Source organism: Planococcus sp. ANT_H30 (assembly GCF_008369335.1).
GTDB lineage: Bacteria > Bacillota > Bacilli > Bacillales_A > Planococcaceae > Planococcus > Planococcus kocurii.
Genome location: NZ_VOBJ01000001.1, coordinates 810,211 through 826,711 on the forward strand (window position 1 = coordinate 810,211; position 16,501 = coordinate 826,711).

14 protein-coding genes are annotated in these 16,501 nt (G+C 43.4%); all 14 read right to left on the reverse strand.

Translation table 11 applies throughout. The features are described 5' to 3' along the window. Positions 1-594: 594 nt before the first annotated feature. The 14 genes from icmF to FQ085_RS03855 all read right to left on the reverse strand — a co-directional run bounded on the left by icmF (position 595) and on the right by FQ085_RS03855 (position 16,500). Positions 595-3,846, reverse strand: a complete 3,252-nt coding sequence (icmF, locus tag FQ085_RS03790; protein WP_149455977.1) for a fused isobutyryl-CoA mutase/GTPase IcmF — start codon at positions 3,844-3,846, stop codon at positions 595-597. Positions 3,847-3,851: 5 nt separating this feature from the next. After that, on the reverse strand, positions 3,852-4,493 hold the full coding sequence (locus tag FQ085_RS03795; protein ID WP_058384441.1) for a TetR/AcrR family transcriptional regulator: 642 nt from the start codon (positions 4,491-4,493) through the stop codon (positions 3,852-3,854). A gap of 15 nt (positions 4,494-4,508) precedes the next feature. Next, entirely contained in the window at positions 4,509-5,648 is a 1,140-nt protein-coding gene (locus tag FQ085_RS03800) for an acyl-CoA dehydrogenase (protein WP_058384440.1), read from the reverse strand. Between the two features lie 16 nt (positions 5,649-5,664). After that, positions 5,665-6,801 (reverse strand): acyl-CoA dehydrogenase, encoded by a 1,137-nt coding sequence (locus FQ085_RS03805; protein ID WP_149455978.1) that lies wholly within the window; start codon positions 6,799-6,801, stop codon positions 5,665-5,667. Between the two features lie 17 nt (positions 6,802-6,818). Beyond that, on the reverse strand, positions 6,819-7,670 hold the full coding sequence (locus FQ085_RS03810; RefSeq protein ID WP_071153036.1) for a 3-hydroxybutyryl-CoA dehydrogenase: 852 nt from the start codon (positions 7,668-7,670) through the stop codon (positions 6,819-6,821). A 2-nt stretch (positions 7,671-7,672) separates the two neighbouring features. Next, positions 7,673-8,866 carry an acetyl-CoA C-acetyltransferase gene (locus FQ085_RS03815; RefSeq protein ID WP_058384437.1) on the reverse strand — a complete coding sequence of 398 codons (1,194 nt, stop codon included), beginning with the start codon at positions 8,864-8,866 and terminating at the stop codon, positions 7,673-7,675. Between the two features lie 349 nt (positions 8,867-9,215). Beyond that, a complete protein-coding gene (locus FQ085_RS03820; RefSeq protein ID WP_149455979.1) occupies positions 9,216-11,351 on the reverse strand; it encodes a (Fe-S)-binding protein in 2,136 nt (711 codons plus the stop codon). A 274-nt stretch (positions 11,352-11,625) separates the two neighbouring features. Further along, positions 11,626-12,303: a hypothetical protein gene (locus tag FQ085_RS03825; protein WP_058384435.1), complete on the reverse strand. Its 678-nt coding sequence runs from the start codon at positions 12,301-12,303 to the stop codon at positions 11,626-11,628. Beyond that, positions 12,281-12,841, reverse strand: coding sequence for an ECF transporter S component (locus tag FQ085_RS03830; protein ID WP_262499748.1), 561 nt, complete (start codon positions 12,839-12,841; stop codon positions 12,281-12,283). Before FQ085_RS03830 ends, FQ085_RS03825 begins: the two co-directional genes overlap by 23 nt. Continuing rightward, positions 12,777-13,367 carry a cob(I)yrinic acid a,c-diamide adenosyltransferase gene (locus tag FQ085_RS03835; protein ID WP_058384433.1) on the reverse strand — a complete coding sequence of 197 codons (591 nt, stop codon included), beginning with the start codon at positions 13,365-13,367 and terminating at the stop codon, positions 12,777-12,779. The genes FQ085_RS03830 and FQ085_RS03835 overlap by 65 nt, the downstream gene beginning before the upstream one ends. After that, positions 13,339-13,767: a bifunctional adenosylcobinamide kinase/adenosylcobinamide-phosphate guanylyltransferase gene (locus FQ085_RS03840; protein ID WP_058384432.1), complete on the reverse strand. Its 429-nt coding sequence runs from the start codon at positions 13,765-13,767 to the stop codon at positions 13,339-13,341. Before FQ085_RS03840 ends, FQ085_RS03835 begins: the two co-directional genes overlap by 29 nt. After that, positions 13,719-14,303 carry a histidine phosphatase family protein gene (locus tag FQ085_RS03845; protein WP_058384431.1) on the reverse strand — a complete coding sequence of 195 codons (585 nt, stop codon included), beginning with the start codon at positions 14,301-14,303 and terminating at the stop codon, positions 13,719-13,721. Before FQ085_RS03845 ends, FQ085_RS03840 begins: the two co-directional genes overlap by 49 nt. Beyond that, positions 14,276-15,046: an adenosylcobinamide-GDP ribazoletransferase gene (gene cobS / locus FQ085_RS03850; protein ID WP_149455980.1), complete on the reverse strand. Its 771-nt coding sequence runs from the start codon at positions 15,044-15,046 to the stop codon at positions 14,276-14,278. Before cobS ends, FQ085_RS03845 begins: the two co-directional genes overlap by 28 nt. Continuing rightward, a complete protein-coding gene (locus FQ085_RS03855; protein ID WP_149455981.1) occupies positions 15,043-16,500 on the reverse strand; it encodes a cobyric acid synthase in 1,458 nt (485 codons plus the stop codon). Before FQ085_RS03855 ends, cobS begins: the two co-directional genes overlap by 4 nt. Position 16,501: the final 1 nt, after the last annotated feature.

Genomic DNA, 16,501 nt, shown 5'->3' on the forward strand with positions numbered 1-16,501 from the left:
CCTTCTTCTTTCATAACTTAATTCATTATATACAAACTAACTAGTCTCCGCTACCGTGTATTCTTTTTTCTTGGATCTATTTGTCTCCAACCAAAATAAAATAAATAGATTGCTAGAATCATAAATGGAATTGATCCCAAAGCTTTATTGTACAGGAAGAAAATCAGTATGACACAGATTCCGATGATTATGTAGTGAATAGCTTTACGCATAGGATTCATCCTTCTTTTTTCAGATGTTGCATATTCTCTTAGTATACAGAAAACCTAAACGGATATCGACTGTCTATCCTTTTGAAAAAGAAAGTTCTTTAATTTGTGTTTTTCTATCGGATAAGCAGGATTTTTGTTGTGTGCGTTTTTTGTTGAAACTTGCGTATTTCTCTCGTGCCGTGCGTATTTCTCTCGTACCGTGCGTATTTCTCTCGTACCGTGCGTATTTCTCTCGTACCGTGCGTATTTCTCTCGTACCGTGCGTATTTCTCTCGTACCGTGCGTATTTCTCTCGTACCGTGCGTATTTCTCTCGTACCGTGCAAAAAAGATGGAACACATGTCGTTCGACATGTGTTCCATCTTTTTTATCCAGCTTCTACTTACATATTGCGTCTGTATTGCCCGCCTACTTCGTATAAAGCGGTGGTGATTTGGCCGAGACTTGCGACTTTTACAGTTTCCATCAATTCTTCAAAGATGTTGCCGCCAGTTTTCGCTACTTGTTTCAAGCGATTTAACGCTTCACTCGAATCATGGCGTTCTTGGAAAGCGCGCAAGTTGCCGATTTGTGTTTCCTTTTCTTCTATTGTGGCGCGGGCGATTTCCATCGAGTTGATGTCATCGTCCGTTTGCGGATTTGGATTCAAGTATGTGTTGACTCCGATAATCGGCAATTCGCCTGTGTGTTTTTTCATTTCGTAATGCATGGATTCTTCTTGAATTTTGCCGCGTTGGTATTGTGTTTCCATTGCGCCCAATACGCCTCCGCGGTCGTTGATGCGGTCAAATTCTGTCATTACCGCTTCTTCTACCAATTGGGTCATTTCTTCAATGATGAACGCGCCTTGTAGCGGGTTCTCGTTTTTCGAAAGACCGTGTTCTTTGGTGATAATCATTTGAATGGCCATTGCGCGACGGACCGATTCTTCTGTCGGCGTTGTGATGGCTTCGTCGTAAGCGTTGGTGTGCAATGAGTTACAGTTGTCTTGCAACGCCATTAACGCTTGAAGCGTTGTCCGGATATCATTGAAATCAATTTCCTGAGCGTGCAAACTACGGCCTGATGTTTGTACGTGGTATTTCAGCTTTTGGCTACGTTCATTGGCACCGTATTTATCGCGCATGACAACTGCCCAAATGCGACGTGCTACACGTCCAATAACCGTATACTCCGGGTCTAGTCCGTTCGAGAAGAAGAACGACAAGTTTGGTGCAAAGTCATCGATTTTCATGCCGCGGCTCAAATAGTATTCCACGTACGTGAAGCCGTTCGACAGGGTAAACGCCAATTGTGAAATCGGATTCGCGCCCGCTTCTGCAATGTGGTAGCCAGAAATTGATACTGAATAGTAGTTACGTACTTTATGGTCGATAAAGTATTGCTGAATATCGCCCATCATACGTAATGCAAATTCAGTTGAGAAGATACACGTATTTTGTCCTTGGTCTTCTTTTAGAATATCTGCTTGTACGGTTCCACGAACCACTTGCAGCGTGCCTTCACGAACTTCTGTGAATTCTTCTACAGTCAACGTGCGACCCAGTTTTTCTTCATTGATTTTTACTTGCTGATCAATTGCCGTGTTCATGAACATCGCCAAAATGATTGGCGCCGGTCCGTTGATGGTCATCGATACAGAAGTCGACGGTGCGCAAAGGTCAAACCCCTCATACAATTTCTTCATGTCATCTAATGTGCAAATGGATACACCAGACTCGCCGACTTTCCCGTAAATATCCGGGCGGTGATCCGGGTCTTCGCCGTAAAGCGTTACCGAGTCAAACGCTGTTGACAAACGTTTCGCATCGTCGTCTTTTGATAAGTAATGGAAACGACGATTGGTGCGTTCAGGTGTACCTTCTCCTGCAAACTGACGTTTTGGATCTTCTCCAGCACGTTTGAACGGGAATACACCAGCTGTGTAAGGGAATGAACCTGGAGCATTCTCCAAATAAACCCATGACAAAATTTCACCGTAATCAACGAATTTCGGCAAGACAACGCGAGGCACTTTAATGCCAGACAAGCTTTCTGTACGCAAAATGGTACGAATTTCTTTGTCACGTACCGTCGTAACAAACTCGTCCCCCGCATACATTTCTTTTAAGGCATCCCAGTTGTTTAAAATGCGTTTTGATTCGGCTGTTAGTTCATCACGAACACCTTCTGCAAGCGACTCGAGTGAAGCAACTAATGCATCATCCGGCGCTTTTTCTTTTACCGCTTCGATTGCTCCTTCTAATTGGAACAGACGGCGTGCAAAAGCAGATTGCTCTTTCGTTTTCGCGTGATAGCCACGGATTGTATCCGTCAGTTCACGCAAATAATAGCGACGTTCGTTTGGAATAATGAGGTTTTCTTTTTGCGTTTTAACGAATTTGTCGTAATCCGTTTCCCAATCGGTTCCACATTTTTCATTAATCGTCCCTACTAATGCCGCAAACAACGAGTTCGTGCCTTTATCGTTAAACTGACTTGCGATGGTGCCGTAAACCGGCATATCATCTAGCTCTTTATCCCACAACAGGCGGCTGCGCTGGTACTGCTTTTGCACTTGACGAAGCGCATCTTGTGAACCGCTGCGTTCGAATTTATTGATACAAATTAAATCTGCATAATCAATCATATCAATTTTTTCAAGCTGTGACGGCGCACCAAATTCACTTGTCATCACATACATCGATACGTCTGAGAAATTCGCGATTTCTGCATCGCCTTGACCAATCCCGCTCGTTTCAACGATAATCAAGTCAAAATCTGCTGCTTTCACAACATCCAATACATCACCGATTGCGCCTGACAATTCAGAACGCGAACCACGTGTTGCAAGACTCCTCATAAAGACGCGTTTGTTGAAAATAGCGTTCATGCGGATACGATCACCTAAAAGTGCCCCGCCCGTTTTTTGTTTGGTCGGGTCAATAGACAAAATGGCGATTTTTTTGTCTGGAAGTTCTGATAAGAAACGACGAATCAATTCATCTGTTAACGAACTTTTACCAGCTCCGCCTGTTCCCGTAATTCCAAGAATCGGTGTGTTTTTCGTTTGTTCACGAACCAACCTCAACAATTCATCTGTATCTGTATCTCGCGTGTGGGCTTCTTCAGCCGCTGTAATGACGTTCGCCAGTACAACCGGTTCTTCAGTTGTTAAGTTTTCAAAAGACTGATTTTCTTTTACCGTTGAGAAATCACATTCCTCAACAATTTCAGTGATCATGCCTTGCAAGCCTTTTTTTCGCCCATCTTCAGGTGAAAAAATACCCGCAACGCCGTAAGCTTCAAGTTCTTTGATTTCGCGTGGCAAAATAACGCCACCGCCACCGCCGTAAATGCGGATATGCGACGCGCATTTTTCCTTTAATAAATCATACATATACTTAAAGTACTCCATATGACCGCCTTGATAAGAAGAAATACAAATCCCTTGAACATCTTCTTGGATTGCCGCATTGACTACTTCTTCAACAGAACGGTTGTGCCCTAAGTGAATCACTTCGGCACCGCTCGACTGCAAAATCCGACGCATAATATTGATGGACGCGTCATGGCCGTCAAACAAACTAGAAGCTGTAACAAAGCGAATATGATTTTTCGGCTGATAGGTTTTCGATTCTTCAATGATAGCCATTATAATTAAGCCCCCTGTATTGAAATGTGTTCTCCTGCCATCCCCTGCAAAAGAAACTTAGTTTGGATATGGATAAATTCTTGAATGGTGAAATCGTCTAAAGCCCAGCGTCTGAAAGCCCACATCTGTCCTTGTACAAATAAATGGTGAGCCGCCATGACCACTTCTTTGGGTGTCATGTCGATTTCGTTCTTCTCGACGCATTGTGTCAGTAATCGTTCAAAAATCGCGACCATTTGGAGTTCCTTATTCAGCACGTAGCCTAAAGCGTCTTTTGGCAATGATTTGGATTCTTGGTACATGACAACAAATTCGTCTTGCATCTCGTCAATCAAAATGTAGTAATGTTCAATCGCCATCGCCAGAACGCTAACAGACCCTTGTTCGATATCAAGTTTGTCGAGACGTGCATGTACTTCGTCATAAATCGAGTCACAAACAAGATACAATACATCTTCCTTCGTCCGGATATATTCATATAAAGTTCCAATGCTAAAGCCAGCTGCTTTGGCAATTTCCCTAGTCGTCGTCCGGTGAAAGCCTTTTTCCTTAAAAAGCGTGACAGCCCCGCGAATCATTTGTTCACGGCGCTTTTCGATCAAGCTTTCATCTTTTACGGAAGACTCAATTTCACGCTTTTTGTCCATAAGGCACCCCTCCGCTTATTTCGTAACCATCCGAGAAATAACTAGACGTTGGACTTCCTGAGTACCTTCATAAATTTGGGTGATTTTTGCATCGCGCATAAAGCGTTCAACCGGGTAATCTTTCGTATAACCGTAGCCACCAAATACTTGAACCGCTTCCACAGTTACTTTCATCGCCGTGTCACCTGCCATCAATTTTGCCATTGCCGACTCTTTGCTATAAGACAATTTGTTCGACTCAAGCCAAGCAGCTTGGTATGTCAACAAACGAGAAGCTTCAATGGAAGTCGCCATGTCCGCTAGTTTAAAGGAAATTCCTTGGTTTGCCATAATTGGTTTACCGAATTGCTCACGCTCTTTGGCGTAATCGATCGAAGCGTCAAGTGCACCTTGTGCGATTCCGACCGCTTGAGCTGCGATGCCATTACGGCCGCCGTCAAGCGTTTGCATCGCTATTTTAAAGCCTTGACCCAGTTCGCCTAAGACATTTTCTTTTGGTACGCGGCAGTTGTCAAAAATAATTTCCGTTGTCGGACTTGAACGAATGCCTAGCTTACGCTCTTTTTTACCGACCGAGAAACCTTCAAAGTCTTTTTCAATAATGAACGCCGTCGTGCCTTTATGTTTCGATTCTGGATCTGTTACTGCGAAAACCACATAGATATCGGCGATGCCACCATTGGTAATGAAAATCTTCGAGCCGTTTAAGACGTAGTGATCGCCATCTTCTCGTGCAGAAGTGCGCATAGAGCCTGCGTCAGACCCTGCAGATGGTTCTGTTAATCCGTATGCACCAATTTTTGTACCTTCAGCCATTGGGCGAAGGTATTTTTGTTTTTGTTCTTCTGTTCCGAATGTGTACACGGGCCATCCAGCAAGTGAAGTATGTGCTGAAAGTGTAACGCCTGTTGATGCACAAACGCGTGATAACTCTTCAACTGCGATGCAATACGCCAAATAATCTGAGCCAATTCCGCCGTACTCTTCTGGCCATGGAATTCCTGTTAAGCCAAGTTCAGCCATTTTATCAAAGATTTCGCGGTCAAAACGCTCTTCTTCGTCGCGCTCTTCTGCTGTGGGTGCCACTTCTTTGTTGGCGAAATCTCTTACCATTTTGCGGATCATTTCGTGTTCTTCAGATAGTTGAAAATTCATATTTTTATTCCTCCGATTATTTGGTTAGTTGTTTGCTTATTACAATACGTTGAATTTCACTTGTGCCTTCGTAAATTTCTGTTACTTTGGCATCTCGGAACAAACGCTCGACTGGATAATCTTTTGTATAGCCATAGCCGCCAAACACTTGAATGGCTTCAATGGTTACGTCCATCGCTGCTTTTGAAGCGAAAAGTTTTGCCATAGAAGCTTGTTTGTTGCAGTCTTTACCTTTTGAATACAAGTCTGCTGCGTTGTAAACCAACAGTTTTGCCGCTTCTACTTGTGTTGCCATGTCTGCTAGTTTAAAGCCAATGCCTTGCTGCTGCGCAATTGGCTTACCGAATTGTACACGCTCTTTTGCATACGCCACAGCGTATTCGTAAGCCGCTTCCGCGATGCCGAGTGCTTGTGCCGCGATACCGATGCGTCCCACATTCAAATTCGCCATCGCAATACTGAACCCTTTATTTTCTTCGCCTAATAAGTTTTCAGCTGGTACACGCATGTTTTCGAAAGTTAATTGAACCGTTTTCGAACCATGAAGTCCCATTTTCTTTTCGTTTTTACCGATAATTAGACCCGGCGTTCCTTTTTCAACAATAAAAGCTGAAATTCCACGAGAACCTGCGGTAGGTTTTGTTGAAGCGAAAACGATATACGTATCAGCTGCCCCACCATTCGTAATGAACACTTTCGAACCGTTTAAGATATAAGCATCACCGTCTAAAACGGCTTTTGTTTTAAGGCTTCCTGCATCAGATCCTGCTGCAGGCTCTGTTAAACAAAATGCGCCTAAGTATTCGCCACTTGCTAGTTTTGGTACATATTTTTCAATTTGTTGTTGTGACCCAAAGTTCAAAATTGGATTTGTCCCAACTGATGTATGAACAGAAAGAATGACGCCAATGACGCCGCTCGCTTTTGATAATTCATGAATAGCTGTGATATAAGAAGTAAAATCCATTTCAGCACCGCCGTATTTTTCAGGAGCGGTAATGCCCATCAGTCCAAGTTCGCCCATTTTCTTTAAAATGGTTGTTGGAAATTCGCCTTCTTCCATTTTTTCAATAAAAGGAGTAATTTCTTCTTTTGCAAAATCTCGCACCATGTTGCGCATCATAAGTTGTTCATCTGTAAAGTGCAAATCCATAATGTTTCCTCCTAATGTTATGCGTAGCTGTAAAATCCACGACCGGTTTTCTTACCAAGCCATCCCGCTTTTACGTATTGGCGCAATAATGGGCTCGGACGGTATTTGCTGTCGCCGAATCCTTCATGCAGTACTTCCATAATATAAAGGCATGTATCGAGTCCAATGAAATCAGCCAATTCGAGTGGTCCCATTGGATGGTTCATGCCCATCTTCATAATGTCATCAATGGCTTCTTTTGTTGCCACACCTTCTTGCAGGGTAAAAATTGCTTCATTGATCATCGGCATCAAAATGCGGTTGGCGACAAACCCTGGGAAATCATTTACTTCTACTGGAGTTTTTGACAATTGCACAGTCATTTCTTCCACTTTTTTATACACTTCATCCGATGTCGCCAAGCCACGAATAATTTCCACCAACTTCATGATTGGCACTGGGTTCATAAAGTGCATGCCAATTACTTGTTCAGGACGGTTGGTTACTGCCGCAATTTCTGTGATTGGTAACGACGACGTATTTGTTGCGAGAATTGCGTGCTTTGGCGCTACTTCGTCGAGTGTTTTAAAAATGCTATGTTTAATCGCCATGTTTTCAACCGCTGCTTCAATGACAATATCGACATCGTGTGCGTCTTTTAAGTCTAGTGAAGATGTAATACGGCTAAGAACCGCTATTTTTTCTTTTTCTGTCATGCGACCTTTTTCAACATTACGCGATAAGTTTTTTGTGATTGTTGCAATCCCTTTATCATATGCTTCTTGTTTCATATCGTTTAACTTCACATTTAATCCTGCTTGTGCACACACTTGTGCGATGCCAGAACCCATTTGTCCAGCACCAATAACCATTACGTTTTGAATCGACATGCTTATTTTTCCTCCTTAGGAACGCTGATCATAATCGCGTCGCCTTGTCCGCCACCTGAGCAGATTGCTGCGATACCGATGCCGCCTCCGCGACGTTTTAATTCGTAAGCGAGTGTCAGAATAATGCGTGCACCACTTGCACCAATTGGGTGACCAAGTGCTACAGACCCCCCATTGACGTTCACTTTTTCAGCGTCAAGCCCAGCAATTTTTGAACTCGCTAATGCAACTGCTGCAAACGCTTCGTTAATTTCGAATAAATCGATGTCGTCTAACGATTTACCTGTTTTCTTTAATAGCTCGTTGATGACGATTCCAGGAGTTTCTGGGAAACGATGTGGTTCGATTGCGACTTCTGTATGTGAAAGAATGTGAGCCAAAACTTTTTTGTCTTCTTTTTGTGCTCGTTCTTCACTCATTAAGACAAGTGCCGCCGCTCCGTCATTAATTCCAGGTGCGTTTCCAGCAGTAATGGTGCCATCTTTACCGAATGCTGGTTTTAGCTTTGCTAATGCTTCAATTGTTGAATTGGCGCGCGGAGCTTCATCCACATCAACTGTAATTGGATCTCCTTTGCGTTGCGGAATGTCGATTGCCACAATTTCTTCTGCAAACAAATCTTTTGCTTTGATCGCACGTTCATGCGAACGAGCTGACCACTCGTCTTGCTCTTCACGAGACAAGTCAAAGTCTTCAGCAGTTGAGTTGCCGTAAGTTCCCATGTGAACACGGTCTGGGTGGAATGAGCATGACAAACCGTCATGAACCATGCCGTCGACGACTTGAGCGTCTCCCATACGAAGACCCCAGCGTGCTTTTGGTAAATAATAAGGTGCATTGGACATCGATTCCATGCCACCTGCAACAATGACTTCTTCATCACCTAAACGGATAAGTTGATCGGCTAAGGTGACACTGCGCATACCCGATGCACAGACTTTATTGATCGTTTCAGATTTTACGTTGTATGGAATCCCTGCTTTTGTCGCAGCTTGACGAGAAGGAATTTGGCCTTGTCCTGCTTGCAACACATTACCCATGATCACTTCTTGAACGTCTTCTGGTTGAATAGCTGCACGGCTCATCGCGGCTTTGATGGCTTCTGCTCCAAGGTCACTTGCTGTTAGCGTACTCAAGTTACCTCCGAATTTCCCAAATGCCGTACGTGCCCCGTCGATAATGACTGTTTTTGCCATGATGATTTTCCTCCCTTTGTGCTTTCTTGAAAACGGTTTCAACTTCTTTTAAAAAAAGAAATACCTCTTATATTGTGTTCGGATATCGTGTAAACTACACGACTCAAACGCCATGCTCTTGCATGGGTCTACTAGCTTCGTGACAAATAAATCACTCGAATTATTTTTAGTTCATTTAGTGACTGAACGCTCGCTCGATTTTTACCGAAAAGAAAAGGGAGTATTCTACTCCCTTTTTTTTATTACTTATGCTGTTATTCTACTCAATCTTCTGTCATTAATCAATTATTTATTGCTGGCTCATTAATTTGACCAGAAGAACTCAAGAAAATCTTCACGAGGCTGCTAGTTATTGAACAATTGCTTCCGGCTCTGGTGCCATGTTTCCAAGAACCGCCATTTCCAATAGTTCAGCTACGTCGTATGTGCCAACTTGTTCTTCGACTTCTTTCGCTTTTGTTCCGTCTGATAACATGGTTAAGCAATACGGGCAGCCAGAAGAAATCATCGTCGGGCTAACTTCAAGTGCTTGCTCAGTACGGGCAACGTTAACACGGTGGCCTACATCTTCTTCCATCCACATCATTCCGCCACCAGCTCCACAGCACATGCCGTCTTCACGATTACGTTTCATTTCAACTAATTCTACGCCTTCAATCGCTTTCAGTATTTCACGCGGGGCATCGTAAACATCGTTGTAGCGACCAAGGTAACAAGAATCATGGAATGTGATTCGTTCGTTTACCGGGAATTGTGGTTTTAGACGTCCCTCTTGAACGAGATCAAACAACATTTCCGTATGGTGATAAACTTCAACTTTAAAACCAAAATCCGGGTATTCGTTTTTAAAGATATTGTAAGCGTGCGGATCGATTGTAACGATTTTCTTAATCTCCGCTTTTTCGAACTCTTTAATATTAGCTGTCGCTAATTCTTGGAACAAGAATTCATTACCAAGTCGACGTGGTGTATCGCCTGAGTTTTTCTCTTTGTTACCGAGAATGGCGAATTTCACGCCTGCTTCGTTCATCAATCGAGCAAATGACAAAGCAATTTTTTGCGAACGGCTGTCGAATGATCCCATCGAGCCAACCCAGAATAGGAATTCAAACTCTTCGCCTGCTTTGTTCATTTCTTTCACTGTCGGAATTTGAATATCTGGACGTGCATCTCTCCAATTTTCTTTTTCTTTACGGTTAAGACCCCAAGGATTTCCTTGACGTTCGATGTTTGTCATCGCGCGCTGCGCATCCGGATTCATTTTTCCTTCTGTCATTACTAAATAACGGCGAAGATCAATGATTTTGTCTACGTGCTCGTTCATAACTGGACATTGGTCTTCACAGTTTCGGCAAGTCGTACACGCCCAAATTTCTTCTTCTGTAATAACGTCTCCAATTAAGCTCGGGCTGTATAGTTCGTCGATTGTAATGCCTTCAGCGCCCGCAGCCATTGCCAACTGGTTTCCTTGCGTATTATTGAATGCCATTGCCGGCACCCAAGGTTTTTTCTGCGTCATGACAGCACCTGTGTTTGTCAGGTTGTCACGTAATTTCGTAATCAAATCCATCGGCGACAACATTTTCCCTGTCCCCGTCGCTGGACACATATTCGTACAGCGTCCACATTCTACACAAGCATAGAAATCAATCATTTGGCTTTGTGAGAAATCAGTGATTTTCCCGACTCCAAATGATGGCATCGCATCCGGATCTTCTTCGTCTTCCATTTCTTCAAAGTTGATTGGCTTTAAGCGACCTACATGATCTACTCTGTGGAACCATGTATTCACTGGTCCGAAGATTAAGTGAGCGTGTTTTGATTGTGGTACATAAACTAAGAACGTCAGCAGGAATAGCAAATGTGCCCACCACATCACGTAGAAAATCGAAATGGTTGCAGCTTCAGGTAACCAAGCAAATGCGCCCGCGACTAAAGAAGCAACTGGTTCAGTCCAGGCAGCTTCATGGCCGTGCCAAATCATGTTCATTCCGTTACCGATCAGTACTGTTACCATTAATCCACCGATGAAAATAAGAACAAGTCCTGATTTCCATCCGCGTTTCAAGCGAACAAGCTTTTCAATATAACGTCGGTAAAACGCCCAAATCACAGCAACCAAAATGGTTAACGTCACAATTTCTTGGAAAAAAGTAAACGCTGGGTAAAGAGGTCCAAGCGGTAAATGTGAATCTGGCGATAACCCCTTAATAATAAAATCAATAGCGCTCGCTTGAACTAACAAGAAGCCATAGAAGAACATAACGTGAATGGTCCCGCTCTTCTTATCTTTCAATAATTTTTTCTGACCAAATACGTTGACCATAACTTTACGCAAACGCTCGTTAAAATTTTCTTCAAACTCGACTTTTTTACCGAGTTGGATAAAATCATATCTCGACTTCAATAAATAGATGAAGAGATAAACTGCGTAAGCGGTTACAGCTATGAATAAAATCCAGTTTGCAATTAACAATGGTTCCATCGCGAGATCCCCCTTGTGTGTATATTCTAAAAATAACTTACTCAAAGTTTACGTGAATGACAGCAGCTTGTCGATACTATGTTCTATATTAAAATATGAATGAGCACTCAGTCAACTTATATTTTGAATAATTTTTAAATTGTCAGAGTTTACTTGTATTTATATAAGAAAAATTTGTTAGATGTACGCTGAAAAAATGCTAGGTGCAGAACTCTCTTGACTTTCTACTCTATAAATAAAAAGCATCATCCTAAAGAATGGATGATGCTTTTCTCTATCTAAACTCTATCTCAAAAAGATTTTCCCCAAAGTAACGCTGAGCGTATTCAGCTTTACTGTGCTGTACACCGACCAAAACACACGTCGCCGGACCGCCAGAAGTTTCTGTGTTAAGCGCAGTGGATATTCCCACACGACGCTCCATCAATAACTCAAACTCTTGTGCGATTCCTTTTGAACCGACTGGCCAAATACGTTCGATCAAGGCTGTTTCAAGGGCTGTCTTGAGGAGAACAAGATCCGCAATTTGATCCACCTTAGTCAGCACGTCTTCCCCAACAAGTGGAACACCATAAGCAAACCACCTAAGAGCATCTGCCGGCATAAAATTTCTTTTTCGTTTACCAATCATTGTTACAGAAATACCCGATTGCAGCGTCGGCATATTGCTTTCTGTACTTCCCGAAATGGAGGGCACTAGCGTTTCTGCTTCAGTAAATAGTTCAGTTAGACCCGTAACGTAATCGTTCCACTCAGCAGCTCCACTAAAGTTATGAAGCAGCACTGCGTCTGGTTCGCTACCTGCAGCCCATTGTTCAAGTAGCGCGACGCGTGCCGCAAACTTCGCAGTAGTGGCATTAGGCGCATAGATGATGTCGTGCTGTTTTTCACCAATTCCTGCTGCATTGTCCGACGTAATGACAAAGTCATCAATCCATATTTCGTGACGCATAGTGTGAACCTCCACTAGCTTTTAGGACATACGGCATTAAAAGAGCAGCAACTGCTGCATTAATAGAAGCAGCAATTAACAGTCCTGGCACGGACGCATAAAAAAATGCAGGCGACAGCAAAAAGTAAAACGGCACTGCCGCTACTACTCCATTGCCGATAACAAATGCCAGCCATTTCAACCAATGCCTACCTGCTTGATGCAGTTTTGCGAACAGCCAAACAACAAGCCACATTTCGACTGCAATCATCAGGTGTAATGGTCCGAGTGGCATACCGCCAAATAGCGCCGAAATCAAGTGACCAAATGCCGCAATGATAGCTGCCAGAGGTGCTGTAAAAAACAGCACCGCAATTAATGCGGGCATCGAATCGAGCGCAATAGACGTGATGCCAAGCGGAATTTTAATCATCCCGCCGATTGCCGATAAACTAATAAATAACGCCGCAAGCGCTAATTTTTTTGTTGTCATCTCACTCGGCCGATTTCTTGCCGCGTCCGCCGCCTTTAAAGACTTTAGCGCTACGAACATACTCATTATCTGGCACACCTGCACGTGAATTGACGACACGCGATGCCGCAAATAGATAATCCGATAAACGGTTTAAATAACGTTGAACGACTAGTGGAAACTCTTCGCCTGATCTCATCAACGTCACTGTTTGTCGCTCAGCACGACGCGTAATCGTACGTGCAATATGCAAAGTTGCAGCTGCTGGTGATCCTCCTGGTAAAATGAAGCGTTCAAGTAGTGGCGGTTCTTCCATTAGTTCATCGATGCGTTTTTCTAAAACTTCAACGGGTACTTCCGTCATCTTAAAATTCGGCTCTTTTCGAACGTCAGCTAAATCTCCGCCGCAATCGAATAATTCGTTTTGTATCGCTTCTAGGTCTTCTAACAAATCGGCGTATTTTTCCGGTGCCAATTCCGTCATCGCCTTGCCAATAAACGAATTCACTTCGTCAATAGTGCCATAGGCTTCTACGCGTGGTGCATCTTTATCCGTACGTGCTCCGATTAAACTAGTTTGCCCTTTATCGCCTGTTTTTGTGTAAATTTTCATCTTGATCCGCCCCTTTTATTGTTTGTGGAATGCCGTACCAAATTCGTGTAATACTTTCTGCTTCATGAAATAAAAATTGATACAACCGGCCAAGAACGTCGCGCATTTCACGCTCGATCCGCTCAGTCGGCACGATGCCGCGATTCAAATCTGTCAGCACCCAAATTTGCAACAGTTGTTTCTGGCCAGCTATTTTCCTTACTTGTTCTATCATATACTGTTCTGAAAAACCTTGTTCAAGTTGTTGTCTCACCCAATTTTCTAAACCTGCAATAACGACGGTTTCTCGAGTTGCTATTTCAGGTAACCGAGCTTCATTCCAGTCAACATTATGGGTTTTCAATTGCTCTTTTACGTATTGCCGTTTGCCGTTAAAGGCTCCACCGAAAACGATGTGCATAATTCACGCTCCTCGAACGCTTGGCGACTCTGCCACGTTAACATGTGGCAACCACCATGCAGCGCAGTTTGATTTTGAAATTTGTCACCCAAAGCTTCAGCAATTAAGTAACGAATCGGTCCGCCGTGAAGAACGAGCGTAATCGCTTTACCTTCTGGCAGTTTCTTCAGACCTCGTTCGACTCGCTCCGCCATGTCAGCGAGACTTTCACCACTTGGTGGTCTGATCTGCCAAGGGTGATCTATCCAGTTCCGATACAGTTGACTACTTTTCAACTCATCGTAAGTTTTCATTTCCCATTGACCGAAATGACATTCCCGAAAATTTCTGTTTGCCTGGTAAACTGCATTGGGAAACAGGATAGCAGCAGTTTCTCGACACCGCTTTAAATCGCTGCCCACAACTTTTTTTATCTGCAGGTCAGGCGTGGCTTTAAAGGGCAAAATGGATTCATCGGTCCAACCGATATAGCGTTTTTGTTCATTGCCTCGTGTAGCGGCATGGCGAATTAAACGAAGAACAAAAGACTGATCCATAATAAAATTTCCACTCCTTCCACATAAGCGCCGAACAAATCACCTGTAACACCGCCAAAATTCTTTAGGCACCAAGCGCGGTACAGCCAAAGTGAGGCAAGTAACAGCACCAACAAAATCAGCGCAATCCAACTAGTCGTACTCCAAACGGTCACAGCAAAGCTAAAAACCAGCCATGCAACCGCCAGTAGCCAGACGACTTTATGATTTGTCCGTTGCTGAAAGAATGCTGCAAGTCCATCAAGTTTTGCTGACTTGGTTGAGCTGAACAAGGCCAGCATGCCAATTCTTGAAAAAACAGGAATCCATAAAATCACTGCTAGAGAAACAGAGTCTACCGATTCGGCCACGACAATCACTTTTCCAACAATCGCCAGTAGTAACACCATCGTTCCAAAAGCACCAATCCGCGGATCTGCCATAATAGCTAAGCGTTTTTCTCGGTCTTGATAAGAAAAATAAGCATCGCCCGTATCTGCCAGTCCGTCCATATGCAATCCTCCGGTTACCACCAGGCCGATTGCGACAACGACAAAGCCGATTAGCAATGAACTGACATCCGTCGCATCACGTAACAACCAAACCGACACTGCTAGAACACTGCCGAAAAGGATGCCTACTAGTGGCAGCATCGCATACATCGCCGTAATATGAATTTTTTCCATTGGTAATTGTTTTTTCACCGGGATCACTGAAAAAAATTGAAGCGCTAATAAAAGGCCTGTTCTTAGCTGCCGGCTCATTGATCGGCTTCCATTATTTCTATGACTTTCTCCCAGTCGAGATGACTTTTAACATGTCCGGCCCAGCGATCAAAAGGATCCTTCACTACTTCAGGTGAAGGTATTGGTAGATTTTTCTGCCTTCGAATGGGTGCGAGAAACGCAGTACGGCAGTGTAGATCCTGAAAAAAACCATGTAGATGTGTGCCTAGTAGCCGATTATGAAAATAACCCTCTCCATTATCTCCACAATGCATAAGCGGATAAGCGGATGCTGTCACTTTACCGTGATGAATTTCATAACCTGCGACTTCAACTTCTGCATGTTCAAACTTTACTGTACCTCTCTGGCGTCGAACCATTTTCTGCTTTTGAAACTCCACATGCATAGATGGGATCAAGCTAAATCCTTCTTCATTTTCTACTGCTGTGCCGTCGTAACCTTTTGGATCTGTTAAGGTTTCAGCAAACAGTTGAAAGCCTCCGCACAAACCGACAATCCATGTGTTGCCGTACAGTTCACTCAGTTTGGCTCCAAGCTTTTGCTGTTTCCAGTAGCGCAGATCTGCAATGGTGCTTTTCGTGCCTGGTAACAGCAAGATATCTGGATGTCCAATATCAGCAACCGTTTCAGCCCAACGAATGGTGATATCTGGTTCTTTGAGAAAAGGTTCAATATCTGTGAAGTTTGACATATAAGGATGTTTGCAGACAACTAGTTCAATCGCATGTTCAACTCTGGATATCTGCTGGACAGCTTGAACTCCAAGCGAATCTTCTTGCTCGATTTCATGACGATCCATATGAGGGATAACTCCGAGTACCGGTATGCCTGTATACGATTCAAGAAAACGGATACCCTCTTCAAAAAGCTGTACGTCGCCTCTGAATTTATTAATGATTAGACCCTTAACTCGCTGTTTTTCGGGTATTAAAGCGAGCGTTCCGATAATCGATGCAAAAACACCACCTCGTTCGATATCGGCTACTAAAATTACCGGAACATTTGCACGTTTAGCAACCGTCATATTAACTATCTCGCGGTCGTTTAAGTTGACTTCAGCTGGACTGCCAGCTCCTTCAATAACTAGATGAGTAAAGTCTTGCGCCAAATTCGCTAGTGCTTGATCGATTGCTTTCAATCCTTTTTCGTAAAACTGTGCTCGGTAATCCATACCATCCATCGTTTCAAGTTTTTTACCAAATAAAATCACTTGCGATTTCATACCACTTTCAGGTTTCAGTAAGATTGGATTCATGTCTACGGTCGCTAAAACACGCGCTGCTTCTGCTTGAACACCTTGCGCGCGACCAATCTCTTCGCCAAGTATTGTGACGTAGGAATTGTTCGACATGTTCTGCGATTTAAAAGGAGCTACTTCGAATCCTTCATCAGAAAAAATTCGACAAAAAGCTGTACATATCATGCTTTTTCCGACATCTGATGAAGTTCCTTGAATCATTATTCCACGCATT

Coding starts and splice junctions, on each gene's coding strand:
- icmF (WP_149455977.1), bottom strand. CDS start 3,846: ATGGCTATCATTGAAGAATCGAAAACCTATCAGCCGAAAAATCATATT.
- FQ085_RS03795 (WP_058384441.1), bottom strand. CDS start 4,493: ATGGACAAAAAGCGTGAAATTGAGTCTTCCGTAAAAGATGAAAGCTTG.
- FQ085_RS03800 (WP_058384440.1), bottom strand. CDS start 5,648: ATGAATTTTCAACTATCTGAAGAACACGAAATGATCCGCAAAATGGTA.
- FQ085_RS03805 (WP_149455978.1), bottom strand. CDS start 6,801: ATGGATTTGCACTTTACAGATGAACAACTTATGATGCGCAACATGGTG.
- FQ085_RS03810 (WP_071153036.1), bottom strand. CDS start 7,670: ATGTCGATTCAAAACGTAATGGTTATTGGTGCTGGACAAATGGGTTCT.
- FQ085_RS03815 (WP_058384437.1), bottom strand. CDS start 8,866: ATGGCAAAAACAGTCATTATCGACGGGGCACGTACGGCATTTGGGAAA.
- FQ085_RS03820 (WP_149455979.1), bottom strand. CDS start 11,351: ATGGAACCATTGTTAATTGCAAACTGGATTTTATTCATAGCTGTAACC.
- FQ085_RS03825 (WP_058384435.1), bottom strand. CDS start 12,303: ATGCGTCACGAAATATGGATTGATGACTTTGTCATTACGTCGGACAAT.
- FQ085_RS03830 (WP_262499748.1), bottom strand. CDS start 12,841: ATGAGTATGTTCGTAGCGCTAAAGTCTTTAAAGGCGGCGGACGCGGCA.
- FQ085_RS03835 (WP_058384433.1), bottom strand. CDS start 13,367: ATGAAAATTTACACAAAAACAGGCGATAAAGGGCAAACTAGTTTAATC.
- FQ085_RS03840 (WP_058384432.1), bottom strand. CDS start 13,767: ATGCACATCGTTTTCGGTGGAGCCTTTAACGGCAAACGGCAATACGTA.
- FQ085_RS03845 (WP_058384431.1), bottom strand. CDS start 14,303: ATGGATCAGTCTTTTGTTCTTCGTTTAATTCGCCATGCCGCTACACGA.
- cobS (WP_149455980.1), bottom strand. CDS start 15,046: ATGAGCCGGCAGCTAAGAACAGGCCTTTTATTAGCGCTTCAATTTTTT.
- FQ085_RS03855 (WP_149455981.1), bottom strand. CDS start 16,500: ATGCGTGGAATAATGATTCAAGGAACTTCATCAGATGTCGGAAAAAGC.